Annotated in this window: 14 protein-coding genes and 1 tRNA gene; 10 read left to right on the top strand and 5 right to left on the bottom strand. The window is 63.9% G+C overall.

What is annotated here, in order from left to right; all coding sequences use genetic code 11:
• The first annotated feature begins 109 nt into the window (after positions 1-109).
• Positions 110-196: transfer RNA gene (locus NCS03_RS08565), tRNA-Leu, on the top strand.
• Positions 197-515: 319 nt separating this feature from the next.
• Here the strand turns inward: NCS03_RS08565 and NCS03_RS08570 are convergent.
• Positions 516-773 carry a helix-turn-helix domain-containing protein gene (locus NCS03_RS08570; protein WP_008349260.1) on the bottom strand — a complete coding sequence of 86 codons (258 nt, stop codon included), beginning with the start codon at positions 771-773 and terminating at the stop codon, positions 516-518.
• 437 nt (positions 774-1,210) lie between these two features.
• Complete coding sequence (locus NCS03_RS08575) at positions 1,211-1,606, bottom strand: hypothetical protein (protein WP_250481549.1); 396 nt, start codon at positions 1,604-1,606, stop codon at positions 1,211-1,213.
• Between the two features lie 389 nt (positions 1,607-1,995).
• On the opposite strand from NCS03_RS08575, the gene NCS03_RS08580 reads away from it, so the two are divergent.
• The 9 genes from NCS03_RS08580 to NCS03_RS08620 all read left to right on the top strand — a co-directional run bounded on the left by NCS03_RS08580 (position 1,996) and on the right by NCS03_RS08620 (position 12,729).
• A complete protein-coding gene (locus NCS03_RS08580; protein WP_250439847.1) occupies positions 1,996-4,488 on the top strand; it encodes an acyl-CoA dehydrogenase in 2,493 nt (830 codons plus the stop codon).
• A 54-nt stretch (positions 4,489-4,542) separates the two neighbouring features.
• Entirely contained in the window at positions 4,543-5,970 is a 1,428-nt protein-coding gene (locus NCS03_RS08585) for a 3-oxoacyl-ACP reductase (RefSeq protein WP_008349254.1), read from the top strand.
• A 14-nt stretch (positions 5,971-5,984) separates the two neighbouring features.
• Positions 5,985-6,890, top strand: a complete 906-nt coding sequence (locus NCS03_RS08590) for a MaoC/PaaZ C-terminal domain-containing protein (RefSeq protein ID WP_034473192.1) — start codon at positions 5,985-5,987, stop codon at positions 6,888-6,890.
• Positions 6,887-8,182: an acetyl-CoA C-acetyltransferase gene (locus tag NCS03_RS08595; protein ID WP_250439850.1), complete on the top strand. Its 1,296-nt coding sequence runs from the start codon at positions 6,887-6,889 to the stop codon at positions 8,180-8,182. The genes NCS03_RS08590 and NCS03_RS08595 overlap by 4 nt, the downstream gene beginning before the upstream one ends.
• 44 nt (positions 8,183-8,226) lie before the next feature.
• The gene (locus tag NCS03_RS08600; protein ID WP_250439851.1) at positions 8,227-9,969 is read left to right on the top strand and encodes an AMP-binding protein; all 1,743 of its coding nucleotides are present in this window, start codon (positions 8,227-8,229) and stop codon (positions 9,967-9,969) included.
• Between the two features lie 17 nt (positions 9,970-9,986).
• Positions 9,987-10,856, top strand: a complete 870-nt coding sequence (locus NCS03_RS08605; RefSeq protein WP_250439852.1) for a DUF1571 domain-containing protein — start codon at positions 9,987-9,989, stop codon at positions 10,854-10,856.
• A 194-nt stretch (positions 10,857-11,050) separates the two neighbouring features.
• Complete coding sequence (locus NCS03_RS08610) at positions 11,051-11,293, top strand: hypothetical protein (RefSeq protein WP_008349248.1); 243 nt, start codon at positions 11,051-11,053, stop codon at positions 11,291-11,293.
• Between the two features lie 95 nt (positions 11,294-11,388).
• Complete coding sequence (surE, locus tag NCS03_RS08615; protein WP_250439853.1) at positions 11,389-12,177, top strand: 5'/3'-nucleotidase SurE; 789 nt, start codon at positions 11,389-11,391, stop codon at positions 12,175-12,177.
• Positions 12,178-12,267: 90 nt separating this feature from the next.
• Entirely contained in the window at positions 12,268-12,729 is a 462-nt protein-coding gene (locus NCS03_RS08620; RefSeq protein WP_034473199.1) for a DUF2147 domain-containing protein, read from the top strand.
• A gap of 78 nt (positions 12,730-12,807) precedes the next feature.
• Here NCS03_RS08620 and NCS03_RS08625 read toward each other — a convergent pair whose 3' ends face one another.
• From NCS03_RS08625 to lpdA, 3 genes are all read right to left on the bottom strand, one after another.
• Complete coding sequence (locus tag NCS03_RS08625) at positions 12,808-13,200, bottom strand: transposase (RefSeq protein ID WP_250529057.1); 393 nt, start codon at positions 13,198-13,200, stop codon at positions 12,808-12,810.
• Positions 13,201-13,343: 143 nt separating this feature from the next.
• Complete coding sequence (zapE, locus tag NCS03_RS08630) at positions 13,344-14,441, bottom strand: cell division protein ZapE (protein WP_250529058.1); 1,098 nt, start codon at positions 14,439-14,441, stop codon at positions 13,344-13,346.
• 82 nt (positions 14,442-14,523) lie between these two features.
• Positions 14,524-15,954: a dihydrolipoyl dehydrogenase gene (gene lpdA, locus NCS03_RS08635; RefSeq protein WP_008349243.1), complete on the bottom strand. Its 1,431-nt coding sequence runs from the start codon at positions 15,952-15,954 to the stop codon at positions 14,524-14,526.
• Positions 15,955-15,994 lie beyond the last annotated feature (40 nt).

A 15,994-nucleotide genomic window follows, 5' to 3' on the forward strand; every position in this document is an offset into this window, starting at 1 on the left:
GGAAACGCTTGACAGATGCGTCAGGCTCGCTATAATTGCGTTCTCTGCTGCTTAACACTCATTCGAACGATCAGTAAAGCGCAGCAGATTTGAAGTAACACGCACCCTTGCCCAGGTGGCGGAATTGGTAGACGCACTAGGTTCAGGTCCTAGCGGTGGCAACACCGTGGAGGTTCGAGTCCTCTCTTGGGCACCAAGGTCCCTCTTTCGCGAGACGCTCGTTCGAGCGCATCGCACGCAAAAACCCCGCGCATCGTCGCGGGGTTTTTGTTTTCCGCCTTCGTTTTCCGTTCGCAATTCCGTTTCCGATTCGGTCCGCGGATGTCGAATTGAAATCGAAACGAATCTGCGTTCGCCGATTCACCTTCGTGCGGACGCGGCGGCGCGCCAGTCCCCGCGGCGCTGGTTTTCTTCAGCCGCAAGTGCAGCAGCATCGATGCCCCGCTCCGCGCGCAAGCCGACGCGACGGACAACTGCGTTTCTCCGCCACCCGGCTCGCGTCCGACGCGCCTCGCTTATCGCGCTTCGTCGCCCCGAAAGGCAAGCATCCGCAGCAGCGAATTCGTGTTCTGCGGGCGCAATGCGACGAGGCCGTGCAGTTCCCTGCGATAGCGATAAGCCGTCGTCACCGACAAGTTGACCTCGCGCGAAACCTCGACGACCGGCGCGCCATCGTGCAGCAATGCCAGCGCCTGGAATTTCCTCTTGAAGTCGACGCGTCCTCGGACGCCGCCGCCCGGCGACGCCTCGACGACCCGAAACTCCTTGCGCAATTTCCTGGGCGCCGAGCAGTCCAGCGATATGGACCGATAGCTATAGCCGTCCGTGCCGTTGCTGAAGAGATAGAGCTTGCTGTCGAAAACGTAGCTCCGATCGATCGGAGCGGTCTCTCTGTACAGCGAGTTTATTTTTAGCTCGACTCGGTAAACACATTTATTTAGGAACACTTACTCTCCTGTTGCCGATTGTTAACGGCAGGTGATTGCTGCCTACAGGAGACGACTGTAGTTTGCGATCGTCGTGCGCGGGTCTGGAAACCCGATCACGGCATTCCTACGCGTCCTGGCTTCGCCTGAGCGGAGTCAGGACCGATACTCGCTCGCACCCCTCGACCAGGGCAATCGCGGTGCGAGTTCTCGATATTTTTAGCTCGTTTCACGGCCATCCCCACCAGATGTTTCCGAATTGGCGCTGCCGACGTTCCCACGAGCTAGACATCTCCGTTTCCCTCGAACGGCAGCGGGGGAATCAGTTGCAATCGGCTACCGCAATCGATGACGCCGACGGCAAAATGCCAGACAACGAGCAATAGATTCATCATCGCTTCGGACAGGCCGAGTTCGCGCCTGATAGCCTGAATCGGCACGTCCCGCTGCAGAAAAACGAAGGCCAGATACGTGGCAAGCAGTGTCGGCTCACCTCGACTATTCCGATACACGCCATCTCCCTTTCGCATGGTCGACTTCCGCACGTTATTGAGCAGTTCCAGATCCAGCGGCACACGCAGATAACTGACCTCGCCACTGCAACGGGCCAGCAAATACAGCACATCCCCCGTAAGCAGCATCCAGTCAGAAACACCGATGTCATCAGGAACGGCGCCCATGCTTAGCCTGACTAAGTGATCTCTCGTCTCCATTTCCAAATATGCTCCTATGGCCACCGTACGCGTGGCAGGTGGTCACACTAGAAGCCCTCCGATGTGACCTGCTGTGGCGCATCCCGCGAAGAACGACCCACAGCCCCTTTGACGCCCCGCGTACTGCGGGGTGTCAAGAATCCAATCGCTTTAATTTTGTTTAGTAAATCGAACTAATCATTCGATTTTGTCGGTGCTAATGCGAAACAAAAGCATAACGCCCGAATCTCGAATCCTTGAAGTGGACACATCCTAAAGAATGAGACTTCCGAATTAGAGTTCTAATCGGTCGTTATGCTCTTGTTTATTCTGTGGCATGGTGTGTGCTCCGAGTGTTGAAATACCGGAGATTCGTGATGCCTGCCCTGTATGTCATCGCTTTCCTCCTGCTCGCCGGCACGCTCGCCTTCCTGCAGGCGCCGGCGCTCGCATGGCTCACCGGGTTCGCGGTCTGGGTCGCCGCCGGCGCGCTGACCGGTTTGACGGTCCCGCTCGGCGCGACGCTGCTCGCGATCGTCTTCGTGCTTCCGGCGCTCGCGCTCACGCTGACACCGATGCGTCGCGCGCTCGTCAGCCGCCGTGTAATCGCCGTGTTTCGCAAGATCCTGCCGGAGATGTCGTCGACGGAGCGTGACGCCATCGAAGCCGGCACGGTCTGGTGGGACGCCGAGCTTTTCTCGGGCCGCCCGCGATGGGACCGCCTGCTCGCACACGGCATGCCGAAGCTCACGCAGGAAGAGCAAAGCTTCATCGACAACGAATGCGCGCGTCTGTGCGACCTGTCGAACGACTGGGATACGACCGCCATCTGGCAAGACTTGTCGCCAGAAGCGTGGGCTTACCTCAAGGAACAGGGCTTTCTGGGCATGATCATTCCGAAGCGCTATGGCGGAAAGGCTTTCTCCGCGTACGCGCACTCGCAGGTCATCATGAAGCTCGCGACGCATTCGTCGGCGGCGGCCGTATCGGTGATGGTGCCGAATTCGCTCGGTCCCGCCGAGCTGCTTCTGCACTACGGCACCGAGGAACAAAAAGATCACTATCTGCCGCGGCTCGCGCGCGGCGATGAAATTCCGTGCTTCGCGCTGACCAGCCCATACGCCGGATCGGATGCCGCGGCGATCCCGGATATCGGCATCGTGTGTCGCGGCGTGCATGAGGGCCGCGAGACGCTCGGATTTCGCGTCACGTGGGAAAAGCGCTACATCACGCTCGGTCCTATCGCGACCGTGCTCGGCCTCGCGTTTCGCGCGCTCGATCCCGATCACCTGCTCGGCGACGACGACGCGCCCGGCATCACCTGCGCGCTCATTCCGACGAACCATCCCGGCGTGAACATCGGACGGCGGCACTGGCCGCTCAACGCCGTGTTCCAGAACGGCCCGAACTGGGGTAAGGACGTGTTCATCCCGATGGACTGGGTCATCGGCGGACGCGCGCAAGTGGGTAACGGCTGGCGCATGCTGATGGAATGCCTCGCCGCCGGCCGCGCGATCTCGCTGCCTTCGTCGAACGTCGGCATGGCGAAGCTCGCGGTGCGCGGCACCGGCGCGTATGCCGCCGCGCGCCGTCAGTTCCGCACGCCGATCGGCCGCTTCGAAGGCATACAGGAAGCGCTCGGGCGCATGGGCGGCAATCTCTACGTGATGGACGCGGCGCGGCGTCTTTCCGCGCAGGCCGTCGATCTCGGCGAGAAGCCGTCCGTCATCTCGGCGATCGCGAAGTATCACATCACCGAACGCGCGCGCAAGGTCATCAACGACGGCATGGATGTCGTCGCGGGCAAGGGCATCTGCATGGGACCGTCGAATTTTCTGGCGCGGGCGTATCAGCAGATGCCGATCTCGATCACCGTCGAAGGCGCGAATATCCTGACGCGCTGTCTCATCATCTTCGGACAGGGCGCGATCCGGTGTCACCCCTACGTGCTGAAGGAAATGGCAGCGACGCGCGACAACGATCTGCGCGCGTTCGACGCCGCGTTCTTCGGACATGCGGCGTTTCTGGCATCGAACGCGATGCGCGCCTTCGTGTACGCATGCGGCGGCGGCGTGTTCGTCGCGAAGCCCGCGCGCGCCGATGCGCGTCTCGTGCCGTACTATCGTGCGGCCACGCGTCTGTCGAGCGCGTTCGCGTTGTTCGCCGATGTGTCGATGCTCACGCTCGGCGGCGAGCTGAAACGCCGCGAACGTCTTTCGGCGCGTCTCGGCGACATCCTCTCGCAGTTGTATCTGCTCTCCGCGACGCTCAAGCGTTTCGAGGACGATGGCCGCCCTGAAAGCGATCTGCCGCTCGTGCGCTGGGGCGCCGAAGACGCGCTTTATCAGGCGCGCGCCGCGTTCGAGGGCTTGCTCGCGAACTATCCGAACCGCGCGGCGGCGGCGTTTCTGCGCATCGTCGCGTTCCCGTTCGGCTTGCCGCACGCCCCTAGCGTCGATGCGCTCGGCAACGACGTCGCGATACTGATGCAAGCACCCGGCGACGCGCGCGAGCGCCTCGTCGCAGGCTCGCACGTTTCGGCGCTCGAAGACGATCCGATCGCGCGCGGCGAAAAGCTGCTCGCGCTCACGCCTGCCGTCGCGGCGCTAGAGGCGCGTCTGCGCGACGCCGTCAAGGCGGGCGCCGCCGCCCCGCTGCCGCAAAGCCCGCACGACATCGAAGCCTGGTCGCAGACGGCGGCGGCGCGCGGTCTCATCGACGAAAACGAACGCGCGCTGCTCGCCGAATGGGCCGCTCATGCGAAGGAAGCGGTGAAAGTCGATGATTTTTCCGCAGACTTCGGTATCCTCGAAGCATTGCAAAAGCGCAGCGCGGCGCTCGAGCGGCACTTGCCCGAAGCCATTGCCTGAAGCATTCAGGACCAAAGGCACCGCCCCGCGCGCCCGACGACCGATCGACAATCGATGAAAGACCGCTATCTCGACTTCGTCAATTCGCCCTTCGGCACGAGCATTGCACGCTCGCTCGGCCTTCCGCGTCCCGAGGTTTTGCGCCGCCATCGCGCGGATCAGGCCGAATTCGGCGGCATGGCCGCCATCGGCGCGGGGCCGTCGCCCGCGCTCTTCGACGATCTGATGGCCGTGCTGTCGGCGATCGGCATGACGGGCATCGCGCACGAAAGCGCGTCCGGCTGGCTGCCGGTCGCCGCGCGGCACGGCGCGATGAGCGGCCGCTTCGAGCCGCGCTCGCGCGACGCTTCCGCGACCGACCGCGTCGAGGCGCTGATTTTCGATGCGACCGGCATCGGCGAAAGCGCGCAACTCCATTCGCTCTACGCGTTCTTCCACGATGCGCTGCGTTCGCTCGCGAAGAACGGGCGCATCGTCGTGCTCGGGCGTCCGCCCGCCACGCGCTCGAGCGTCCGCGCCGCGACCGCGCAGCATGCGCTCGAAGGCATGGTCCGCTCGCTCGGCAAGGAAGCGCGCAACGGCATTACGTCGAATCTGCTGCGCGCAGCCGATGGCGCGGATGTCGAGTCGGCGCTGCGCTTTTTCCTTTCGCCACGCTCGGCTTATGTCTCGGGCCAAGTCGTGACCATCGATGCGCCCGCCGACGCGCCGCCAAGCTGGGCCAAGCCGCTCGCCGGCAAACGCGCGCTCGTGACGGGCGCGGCGCGCGGCATCGGCGCGTCGATCGCGGCGGTGCTGGCCGAGCACGGCGCGATCGTCACCGGGCTCGATATCGACGCCGCCCGCGATGCGCTCGATCAGACCATGCTCGCGATCGAAGACGCGTCGCCGGCATCGGGCGCGCACGCGGCGCTCGTCGCGGATATCGCCGCGCCCGAAGCGCCCGCCGAAATCGCGGCGGCGCTGGCTGCGTCGGGCGGCATCGATATCGTCGTGCATAACGCGGGCATCACGCGCGACAAGACCATCGCGCGCATGACCGCCGACATGTGGGACAGCGTCATCGACATCAATCTGCTCGCGCAGGAACGCATCGACGACGTGCTGCTCGCGCAGAACGTGTTGCGCGCGGGCGGGCGCATCGTCGCGGTGTCGTCGATCAGCGGCATCGCGGGCAATCGCGGGCAGACCAATTACGCGACGTCGAAAGCCGGCGTGATCGGCCGCGTGCACGCGATGGCGCCGTTGCTGCGCGAGCGCGGCATCACGATCAACGCGGTCGCGCCGGGCTTCATCGAAACGCATATGACCGCGCGTATGCCCTTCGGCGTGCGCGAGGCCGGCAGACGCCTCAATTCGATGGGACAAGGCGGCTTGCCCGTCGATGTCGCCGAGACCGTCGCGTGGCTCGCGAGTCCGGGCAGCGCGGGCATCACGGGCAACGTGGTGCGCGTGTGCGGCCAGAGCCTGATCGGCGCGTGAGGAGGCAGAACGCGATGCACGCACCGACCATGCCGCGCGCCCGCACCGTCGTCGTCGAAACGCTGCCGCCGCCCGCGAAGCTCTACGGCCGCGCGCTGCCCGCGCTTTTCCGGCGCGCGCGTGCGCCGGAGCTGCCCGCGTTGCGGCTCGTGCGCCCGAATGTGAGGATCGACGCCGAACAGGTCGGCCGATACGCGCGCGTGTGCGGCTTCATTCCCGAGCACGGCGTGCCGCTCACGTTTCCGCACGTTCTCGCTTTTCCCTTGCATCTGATGATGCTCACCGATCCGTCGTTTCCATGGTCCGCGCTCGGCGTCGTGCATCTGTCGAACAGCGTGCGGCTGCGGCGTCCGCTCGCGGCCGGTCAGGCGTTGCGCATCGAAGTGGAATGCGGGCCGCTCGTGCCGCATCACAAGGGCCAGGCGTTCACGCTGCATACGCGCATCTATCGGCGCGGCGAGGCGGTGTGGGACGGCGACAGCGTGTATCTGAAGCGCGGCGCGCGCAGCGAGCGCGCGGCGCCGTCGATCGAGATCGCCGATGCCGCCGACGTACGCGTGCCGCTGCTCGCGCGCGAAGCGCGCTGGCAGCTTCCGCCGCAACTCGGACGCGACTACGCGAAGGCGTCGGGCGACTTCAATCCGATCCATCTGCACATGCTGAGCGCGAAAGCGTTCGGTTTTCCACGCGCCATCGCGCATGGCATGTGGACGCTCGCGCGCACGCTCGCCGCGTTGCATCCGGTCAAGGCGCTGGCTTCCGGTTACGCCCACGGCGATTTCAAGACGCCGCTATACATTCCCGGCGATGCGACGCTTTGGACCGCCGCGCCCTCGCCCGTCGCGCGCGATTTCGAAGTGCGCGATCTCGCCGGCGACCGGCCGCATCTGCGTGGCCATTTCGAATGGGAGCTGCCATGAGCGAAGGGCGTCGTGTCGCGGTAATCGGCAGCAATCGCATTCCGTTCGCGCGCTCGAACACGGCGTACGCGAGCGCGTCGAATCAGGACATGCTGAGCTTCACGCTGCAAGGACTCGTCGATCGCTTCGACCTGCACGGCATGCGCCTCGGCGAAGTGGCGGCGGGCGCGGTCGTCAAGCATTCGCGCGATTTCAATCTGACGCGCGAAGCCGCATTGTCGACGACGCTCGCGAAGGAAACGCCCGCCTACGACGTGCAGCAAGCCTGCGGCACCGGCCTTGAAACGGCGATTCTGGTCGCGAACAAGATCGCGCTCGGACAGATCGACGTGGGCATCGCGGGCGGCGTCGATACGGCGTCGGACGCGCCCATCGCGGTGAACGAGCGCATGCGCAGAATCCTGCTCGAAGCGAATCGCTCGCGCTCGGCGGGACAGCGCGTGGGCGCGCTCGCTAAACTGCGGCCCGGCATGTTCTTCAGGCCGCTCCTGCCGCGCAATGCGGAACCGCGCACGGGCCTTTCGATGGGCGAGCACTGCGAACTGATGGCCAAGCGCTGGAAGATTTCGCGCGAGGCGCAGGATGCGCTCGCGCAGGAGAGTCATCGCAAGCTCGCGGCGGCGTACGGGCGCGGCTTTTTCAACGATCTGATGACGCCGTACAAAGGCCTCGCGCGCGACAACACGCTGCGGCCCGACGTATCGCTCGATCAGTTGTCGGCGCTCAAGCCCGTCTTCGATCGCGACGCGGGCACGCTCACCGCGGGCAACTCGACGCCGCTCACCGACGGCGCATCGGCGGTGCTGCTCGCGTCCGAGCAATGGGCCGCCGAGCGTGGCTTGCCGGTGCAGGCGTTCTTGACGTTTTCCGCGACCGCCGCCGTCGATTTCTTCGACAAGCGCGAAGGCCTCCTGATGGCGCCCGTCTACGCGGTCCCGCCGATGCTCGCGCGCGCCGGAATCGCATTGCAGGACTTCGATTTCTACGAGATCCACGAAGCATTCGCGGCGCAGGTGCTGTGCACGCTCGCCGCGTGGGAAGACGACGAATACTGCCGCACCGCGCTCGGACTCGACGCGCCGCCCGGTTCGATCGACCGCGCGCGTCTGAACCTGAACGGCAGCTCGCTCGCGACGGGGCATCCGTTCGCGGCGACGGGCGGGCGCATTATCGGCACGCTGGCGAAGATGCTCGCGAACGCGCCCGCGCGCAGCGACGGCAAGCCGTTGCGCGGACTGATCTCGATCTGCGCGGCGGGCGGACAAGGCGTCGTCGCGATACTGGAGCGGTAGCCGGAAATATCGGCCAAAAAAATACAAGCCGACGGAGACACCACATGAGCCCGGGACAGGCAGCGCCGCGCGGGACTTCCGAGCCGCACGCGACAGACGGCATCTGGTATGCGTCGTATCCGCCGGATGTCGCGCATGAGATCGATCCTTCGCGCTATCGCTCGCTCGCGCATTTCTTCGACGAATGCGTCGCGCGTTTTGCCGATCATGTCGCGTTCGTGAGCCTCGGCTCGGAACTGAAGTTCGCGACGCTCGGCGAGAAGGCGCATACGTTCGCGGCGTATCTGCAGGGCATCGGCGTGAAGCCCGGCGATCGCGTCGCGCTGATGATGCCGAACACGCTCGTCTATCCGGTGACGCTCTTCGGCACGCTGCTCGCGGGCGCGATCGTCGTCAACGTGAATCCGCTCTATACGGTGCGCGAGCTCGGCCTTCAGTTGAAGGACAGCGGCGCGCAGACGATCGTCGTATTCGAGAACTTCGCCAAGACCGTGCAGGACGCGCGGCCGGGATCGCGCGTAAGGAACATCGTCGTGACCGGGCTCGGCGATCTGCTCGGCGGCGGTCTCAACGTGAAAGGCCGCGCGATCGATCTGATCCTGCGCTATGTGAAAAAGCAGGTGCCCGCCTACGCGCTGCCCGATGCCGTGCGCCTGCCGCAAGCGCTCGCGCTCGGCGCGCGGCGCAAGTTCGAGCCGGTGCGCGTCGGTCACGGCGATATCGCGTTCATTCAGTACACCGGCGGCACCACAGGCATCGCCAAGGGCGCGATGCTCACGCATCGCAACGTGATCGCCAATCTGATGCAGGCGCTTGCATGGGCGGGCGCGCGGCTCGTCGAGGGCGAAGAGACCGTCGTCACGCCGTTGCCGCTGTATCACATCTATTCGCTCACGGTGAATGCGCTCGCGTTTCTTGCGATCGGCGCGCGCAACGTGCTGATCGTCAATCCGCGCGATATCGGCAGCCTCGTGCGCGCGCTGCGTCACGAGAACTTCACGGCGATCACCGCGCTCAACACGCTTTACAGCGCGCTGATGGACAACGAAGCCTTCCGTCAGCGCGACTTCTCGTCGCTCAAGCTCGCGATGGCGGGCGGCATGGCGACCCAGCGGGTGATCGCCGAGCGCTTCAGGGCGCTGACGGGCAAAACGCTCGTCGAAGGTTACGGCCTGACCGAGTGTTCGCCGCTCGTCGCCGCGACGCCGCTCGATACGCACGGCGACAGCGCTTTCGATGGAACCATCGGCGTGCCGGTGCCGTCCACGCTCGTGCGCCTGCGCCGCGAAGATGGCGCGTGGGCGAACGTCGGCGAACCGGGCGAGCTTTGCGTCCAGGGTCCGCAAGTGATGAAGGGCTACTGGAACCGTCCGGAAGACACGGCGAAAGCCATCGACGCGAACGGCTGGCTCGCGACCGGGGACATCGGCGTGATGGATGCGCGCGGCATCATCCGGCTCATCGACCGCAAGAAGGACATGATGATCGTGTCGGGCTTCAACGTGTATCCGAACGAAATCGAGGACGTGCTCGCGGCGCATCCGAAAGTGCGCGCGGTCGCGGCCGTCGGCGTGCCCGATCCGGTGACGGGCGAGCGCGTGAAGGCATTCGTCGTGCGTCGCGACGACACGCTCACGGTGGAAGAACTGCTGAAGTTCGCGCGTTTACACCTGACCGGCTACAAGGTGCCTGCTTATGTCGAGTTCCGCGACGCGCTGCCGCTCACGCCGATCGGCAAGGTGCTCAGGCGCGAACTGCGCGACGCCGGATCCACATCGCAGGGCTAGCCCTCACGGAGATACCCATGCCGCGCTCGGCTTCCGGCTTCCGGTTCGCTTGTGCGAGCCTGTTGTGTCTCGCGCTCGCGTCTTTCGCGGCACGCGCCGATCCATCCGATGACGTTGCGCGCATCGGCGATCTCGGCGTCGAGCAGCAGGTGCAATGGCTGTCGCGATCGGCGGGAAGCGGCGCGCTCGCCAGTCTCGACGATGCGCAACTCGTCGCCCTCTTCCGCTCGCTCGACGCGCGCACGCTGCCGCGCTATCTGCAAGACGGCTTACGCGATTTCGATTCGTGCGAGTTCACGATGCGCCGCCGCGAGCGCATCAAAGGCAAATGGCCGAAGCGCGCGGATCACATGCTCGTGCGCGTCACGCGCGAGCCGCTGCGCATCTATGCGAAATGGCTGCCGGATGGCGGGCACGCGGGCCAGGAAGTCATCTACGACGATTCGAAGCGTCCCGATCAGCTTTACGGTCATCTCGGCGGCTTTCTGGGCGTCGTGCCGATGTGGGCATCGGTGAACGGCGCGCTCGCCCGCGCGCAGTCGAATCATTCGATCCGCGAGCTCGGCATCGACGCGATCACGCAACGCTTCATCGACGAAGGGCGCAAGTTCGCCGAAGCGGGCATCACGAAACCGACGAACATCGAAGTGAAGAACGTCGACGGACTGCGCGTGATCGCGCTTACGTATGAAACGGTCGAAGGCCAACCCACCTTCTATGCGAAAAAGGAAGTGCTCGGACTCGACCTCGAACGGCCGGTTTTCCGTACGCTGGAGTCGTACGACAACGACGGCGAGATTTTCGAAAGCGTCGTGTTCGAGCGCATCGAGACGAAACCCTTCGACGACCTGACGTTCGACCCGAAAAATCCCGACTATCGCTTCTGATTTCCTTCTGATTTGAAGCGCGCGCTGACTTCGTGACATCCCGTGTAACAACTCGTCGCACCGCGCGGCGCGCGTTTTAAGTTTCGCCTAAGAGTCGGCCGATAACCTGCCCGCACTCCATCGACATCAAGGTCCGCGCGAAGCGTCAAGCCGAAAGCGCCGCACATCGTCATGCAAACCTGAGGACATCGTTCATGAACCTCCGCCGTCCGGCTTCCGCACCCGTGCGAGCCATCAAAAAGCTTCTGAGCCATCACGAAATCGCCACGCTGCTCCTGCTGATGCACGCGCCGATCGATGTGATGGCCGCCACGCCCGATGTCGCCTCGCTGCAGGAATACGGCTATGTCGAGATCGTGTCGCCGGACGCCGGCACCCCGAAAGTGCGCCTGACCGAAGACGGCAACGCCGTGCTGCGCGGGCTCGGCGTCAAGTAAGGCTTCATTTCGATACGGGCCGCGGACGCCCGGGAACGCGAACTCTGTAATAATCGGTCGATACTTTTTCATCACCGACCAAGGAGTGATTCGCGATGTCCGCCCTCTCACCCATCGTGCAGCGTGTGCTCATCACCAACGACGACGGCATCGACGCGCCCGGCCTCGCCGTGCTCGAAGCGGTCGCCGCCGAACTCGCGCACGAAGTTTGGGTCATCGCGCCCGAGCACGATCAGAGCGGCACTTCGCATTCCATCAGCCTGCATTCGCCGCTGCGCATCTCGCGTCAGGGCGAACGGCGCTTCGGCGTACAGGGCACGCCAGGCGACTGCGTCGTGATGGGCGTGCGCCACATCATGAAAGACGCGCCGCCCACACTTGTCCTGTCCGGCATCAACCGCGGGGCGAATCTCGGCGTCGAAACGATGTTCTCCGGCACCGTCGGCGCGGCGATGACGGGCCTCTTGCTCGGCTTGCCGTCGATCGCGCTCAGTCAGGCTTTCACGGACCGCGAGAACGTGCGCTGGGACACGGCGCGCGCGCTGGCGCCGGGCGTGATCCGCCAATTGCTCTCGATTTCCCACGAGGCGCCGACGTGCCTGAACGTCAACTTCCCCGATTGCGACGCGTCTGCCGCGGGTCCGCTCACCGTGACGCGGCAAGGCATCGGGCTCGTGGAAGGCATCGACGTGTTGCCGCTCGTCGATCCGCGCGGCATCGACTATCACTGGCTGCGCTTTCAGCGTGGCCCGCGCCCGAATTCGCCCGATAGCGAAACGGCGGTGGTGGCGGCAGGCAGCGTGTCGGTCACGCCGCTCCATTTCGATCGCACCGACGAGCGCACGTTCGCCACGCTCGAAGCGGGTCTTAAACGCGCCGTCTGAGTTTTCGGTCCGCGCGCGTCTAGAACGATTCTTCTCAGACGGGAACGGTCGCTTTCTCGTATGCTCGGCCGTTCACGACAAGGAGACGACATGACCCGTTTCATCGGCTCGCGCGGTGCACGCGTGACGCTCGGCGCGCTGTGCGCCACTTTCGCCGCGAGCGTTTTCGCGCAGGCGACGCCCGTCGGCACCTGGCAGACCATCGACGATCAGACCGGCAAAGCGAAAGCGATCATCCAGATCGCCGACGACGGCAACGGGCAGTTGTCGGGCAAGGTCGTGCGTGGCATCGGCGAATTCGATCATCCGGAACGGCGCTGCACGGCCTGCACGGACGAACGCAAGGATCAGTTGATCAAGGGCATGACGATCATCACCGGCATGCGTCAGGACGGCGACGAGTGGGAAGGCGGCCAGATTCTCGACCCGGACAGCGGCAAGCTCTACAAGTGCAAGATGAAACTCGAAGACGGTGGCAAGAAGCTCGTCGTGCGCGGGTATATCGGCGTTTCGCTGCTGGGGCGCTCGCAAACCTGGGTGCGCCAGCAATAGCTTTATATAAAGACAAAGCCGGTCGAAGACGTCGATCTTCGACCGGCTTTGCTCATCTCGCGAGCACGCTTCGAGCAATCATGCGGCGTGACGATGTTGCGCATCTTCCGCTTGTGCTTCGGCGGGCAGGTTCGGCTCTTCCGGCTTGAATTCCCCCGGCACACGCATGCGCGATGTCATCAACGCATAGAGCGATTCGCCGGCCGGCCCGAACAACTGCGTCATGACGCGCAGCAGGACGCCCGATTCGTGCCACGCCTTGAAGCGCCGATGGCACGTCTGATACGACGGATATTTGCGCGGCAGCGTGGACCATGACGCCCCGCTGTACATGACCCAGAGGACACCGTTGAGCACGGCGCGGGTATTGGCGAGCGGCCGGCCCCGCAACTCCGAACGCGGACGCAGTTCGGGAAGCAGCGGTGCAACCATCTGCCATTCTTCGTCGGACATGTCGCGATAGGGCTTCACGGTAGTTTCTCCAATTTACTGACTGATAACCGGTATCGACGATACCGAGTACCTGAAAGCCAGCAAATCGGAGTGGTCCGAATCTTGAAATTGCTCGCAAAACCTTATGCCGATTGGCCTACCGCAGATTTTTGATACTCGTATTAGGTCAGCGAAATATCGGTGACGCGGCGCGGCGCCTCCAGATATTCCTTCGACTGCATCTCGACGATACGCGACACCGTGCGCGTGAACTCGTTGGCCATCGGCCCTTCGACGTACAGTTCTTCCGCGGGCACGGCCGCCGACATCAGCAGCTTGACCTTGTGGTCGTAGAACACGTCGATGAGCCAGGTGAAGCGGCGCGCTTCCGATGCCATGCGCGGCGTCATTTGCGGCACGTCCGACAAGATGACCGCGTGAAAGCGGTTCGCCAGTTCGAGATAGTCGTTCTGCGAGCGCGGGCCGCCGCATAGCGTCGCAAAGTCGAACCAAACGACACCGTCGGCTTTGCGCAATGCCTTGATCTCGCGCTTCTCGATGTGCAGGATCGGGCTTTCGTCGGGCACGGCCGCGAGTTTCGCGAAATCCGCACGCAACGCCTCGCTCGCCGACGCACCAAGCGGCGTGTGATACGCCTTCACCGTCGAGAGCGTTTGCCTGCGGTAATCGGTGCCGGCATCGACGTTGAGCACGTCGAGATGCTCTTTGATGAGCTCGATCGCGGGCAGAAGACGATCGCGATGCAGCCCTTCCGGATACAGCGTGTCGGGCTGGTAATTGGACGTCGTCACGAACTGCACGCCGGCCTTGAAAAGACGGTCGAGCAGGCGATACAGGATCATCGCGTCGGCGATATCGGAGACGTGAAACTCGTCGAAACAGATCAGCCGATAACGCTTCGCGATGCGTTTGGCGAGTTCGTCCAGCGGATCCGACTGCCCTTTCAGTTCCTCCAGCTCGCGATGCACCTCGCGCATGAATTCGTGAAAATGCAGACGCGTCTTGCGCTGCACCGGCACGACCGCATAGAAGCTGTCCATCAGGAAGCTCTTGCCGCGCCCGACGCCGCCCCACATGTAGACGCCGCGCGGCAACTCGGGACGCACGAGAAACTTCTTGAGCGCGTTCGAGCGGCGCGCCTTGTACGCGACCCACTCTTCATAGCACTGTTGAAGACGCGCGACCGCCGCGAGCTGCGCCTCGTCCGATTGATAACCCCGCGTGCGCAGTTCGTTTTCGTAGTATTCGGTGACGTTCATCTTCGGCCGTTCGATGTGACAAAGGCGAGCGGATCAACCCGCTCGCCTTTGTTGTGCTGCCTTACTGCCAAGGCAAACGGTATTACATGTTCAACGCGCGCTTGTCGACGGCGAGCGCCGCTTCGCGCATCACTTCAGACAGCGACGGATGCGGATGGCAGATGCGGCCGATATCTTCTGACGCCGCCTTGAACTCCATCGCCACGACCGCTTCCGCGATCAGATCCGACGCGTCCGCAGCGATGACGTGCACGCCGAGGATTTCGTCGGTCTTCGCGTCCGCGATCATCTTGACGAAGCCTTCGGCACGGCCGATGCCGAGCGCGCGGCCGTTGGCCATCATCGGGAACTGGCCGGTCTTGATCTCGCGGCCTTCGGCCTTGAGCTGCTGCTCGGTCTTGCCGACCCACGCGATTTCCGGTTCCGTGTAGATGACCCACGGCACGCAGTTGTAATCGATGTGCGGCTTCTGACCGTCGATGATCTCCGCCACCGCCACGCCTTCGTCTTCCGCCTTGTGCGCGAGCATCGGGCCGCGCACCACGTCGCCGATCGCGTACACGCCCGGCACGCTCGTCGCGCAATGATCGTCCACGTCGATGAAACCGCGCTCGTTCGCCTTCAGGCCGATGCTTTCCAGACCGAGGTTATCGGTGTTCGGCACGCGGCCGATCGACACGATCAAACGATCCGCTTCCAGCGTCTGCGCGTTGCCTGCGTTGTCCGTGTAAGCGATCGAAACGCCGTTGGCGCTCGTCTTCACTTCGCCGATCTTCACGCCGAGGTGAATGTCGAGACCCTGCTTCTTGAACTGCTTCGCGGCTTCCTTCGCGAGCGACTCGTCCGCCGCGCCGAGGAATTGCGGCAGCGCTTCGAGCACGGTCACTTCCGCGCCGAGACGACGCCACACCGAGCCGAGCTCCAGACCGATCACGCCCGCGCCGATCACGGCGAGCTTCTTCGGCACGGAATCGAACGACAGCGCGCCTTCGTTGTCGGCGATCAGCTTGTTGTCGACCGGAATGTTCGGCAGATGGCGCGCCTTCGAACCCGTCGCGATGATCACGTTCTTCGCCGTGACGACTTCCGTCTCGCCTTCGCCCGACACTTCGATCTGCACGCCGGCCGCGTTCTTCCCGGTGAACTTGCCATGACCCTTGAGCCACGTGATCTTGTTCTTGCGGAACAGGAACTCGATGCCCTTCGTCATCTTTTCGACGATGCCGTCTTTGCGCGCGAGCATCTTCGACACATCGAGCTTCACGTCCGACACGCTGATACCGTGATCGGCCAGATGCTTCGACGCATTCTCGAATTCTTCCGACGACGCCAGCAGCGCCTTCGACGGAATGCAGCCTACATTCAGGCACGTGCCGCCGAGCTTCAATGCGCCTGCCGGGTTCTTCCACTTCTCGATACACGCAACCGACTTGCCGAGCTGCGCTGCGCGAATCGCCGCGATATAGCCGCCAGGGCCCGCGCCGATCACGACGACATCAAATTCTTTGGACATGACTTTCCTTGGTGTGTCTCCGCTTTTGCGGAGCAGCCTC

Origin of the sequence: Caballeronia sp. ATUFL_F1_KS4A, assembly GCF_023630905.1 — a bacterium.
Classification (GTDB): domain Bacteria; phylum Pseudomonadota; class Gammaproteobacteria; order Burkholderiales; family Burkholderiaceae; genus Caballeronia; species Caballeronia zhejiangensis.

Excerpts from the sequence above, each read along its gene's own strand:
- NCS03_RS08575 (WP_250481549.1), bottom strand. The coding sequence starts at position 1,606 with ATGGGCGCCGTTCCTGATGACATCGGTGTTTCTGACTGGATGCTGCTT.
- NCS03_RS08580 (WP_250439847.1), top strand. The coding sequence starts at position 1,996 with ATGCCTGCCCTGTATGTCATCGCTTTCCTCCTGCTCGCCGGCACGCTC.
- NCS03_RS08585 (WP_008349254.1), top strand. The coding sequence starts at position 4,543 with ATGAAAGACCGCTATCTCGACTTCGTCAATTCGCCCTTCGGCACGAGC.
- NCS03_RS08590 (WP_034473192.1), top strand. The coding sequence starts at position 5,985 with ATGCACGCACCGACCATGCCGCGCGCCCGCACCGTCGTCGTCGAAACG.
- NCS03_RS08595 (WP_250439850.1), top strand. The coding sequence starts at position 6,887 with ATGAGCGAAGGGCGTCGTGTCGCGGTAATCGGCAGCAATCGCATTCCG.
- NCS03_RS08600 (WP_250439851.1), top strand. The coding sequence starts at position 8,227 with ATGAGCCCGGGACAGGCAGCGCCGCGCGGGACTTCCGAGCCGCACGCG.
- NCS03_RS08605 (WP_250439852.1), top strand. The coding sequence starts at position 9,987 with ATGCCGCGCTCGGCTTCCGGCTTCCGGTTCGCTTGTGCGAGCCTGTTG.
- NCS03_RS08610 (WP_008349248.1), top strand. The coding sequence starts at position 11,051 with ATGAACCTCCGCCGTCCGGCTTCCGCACCCGTGCGAGCCATCAAAAAG.
- surE (WP_250439853.1), top strand. The coding sequence starts at position 11,389 with ATGTCCGCCCTCTCACCCATCGTGCAGCGTGTGCTCATCACCAACGAC.
- NCS03_RS08620 (WP_034473199.1), top strand. The coding sequence starts at position 12,268 with ATGACCCGTTTCATCGGCTCGCGCGGTGCACGCGTGACGCTCGGCGCG.
- zapE (WP_250529058.1), bottom strand. The coding sequence starts at position 14,441 with ATGAACGTCACCGAATACTACGAAAACGAACTGCGCACGCGGGGTTAT.
- lpdA (WP_008349243.1), bottom strand. The coding sequence starts at position 15,954 with ATGTCCAAAGAATTTGATGTCGTCGTGATCGGCGCGGGCCCTGGCGGC.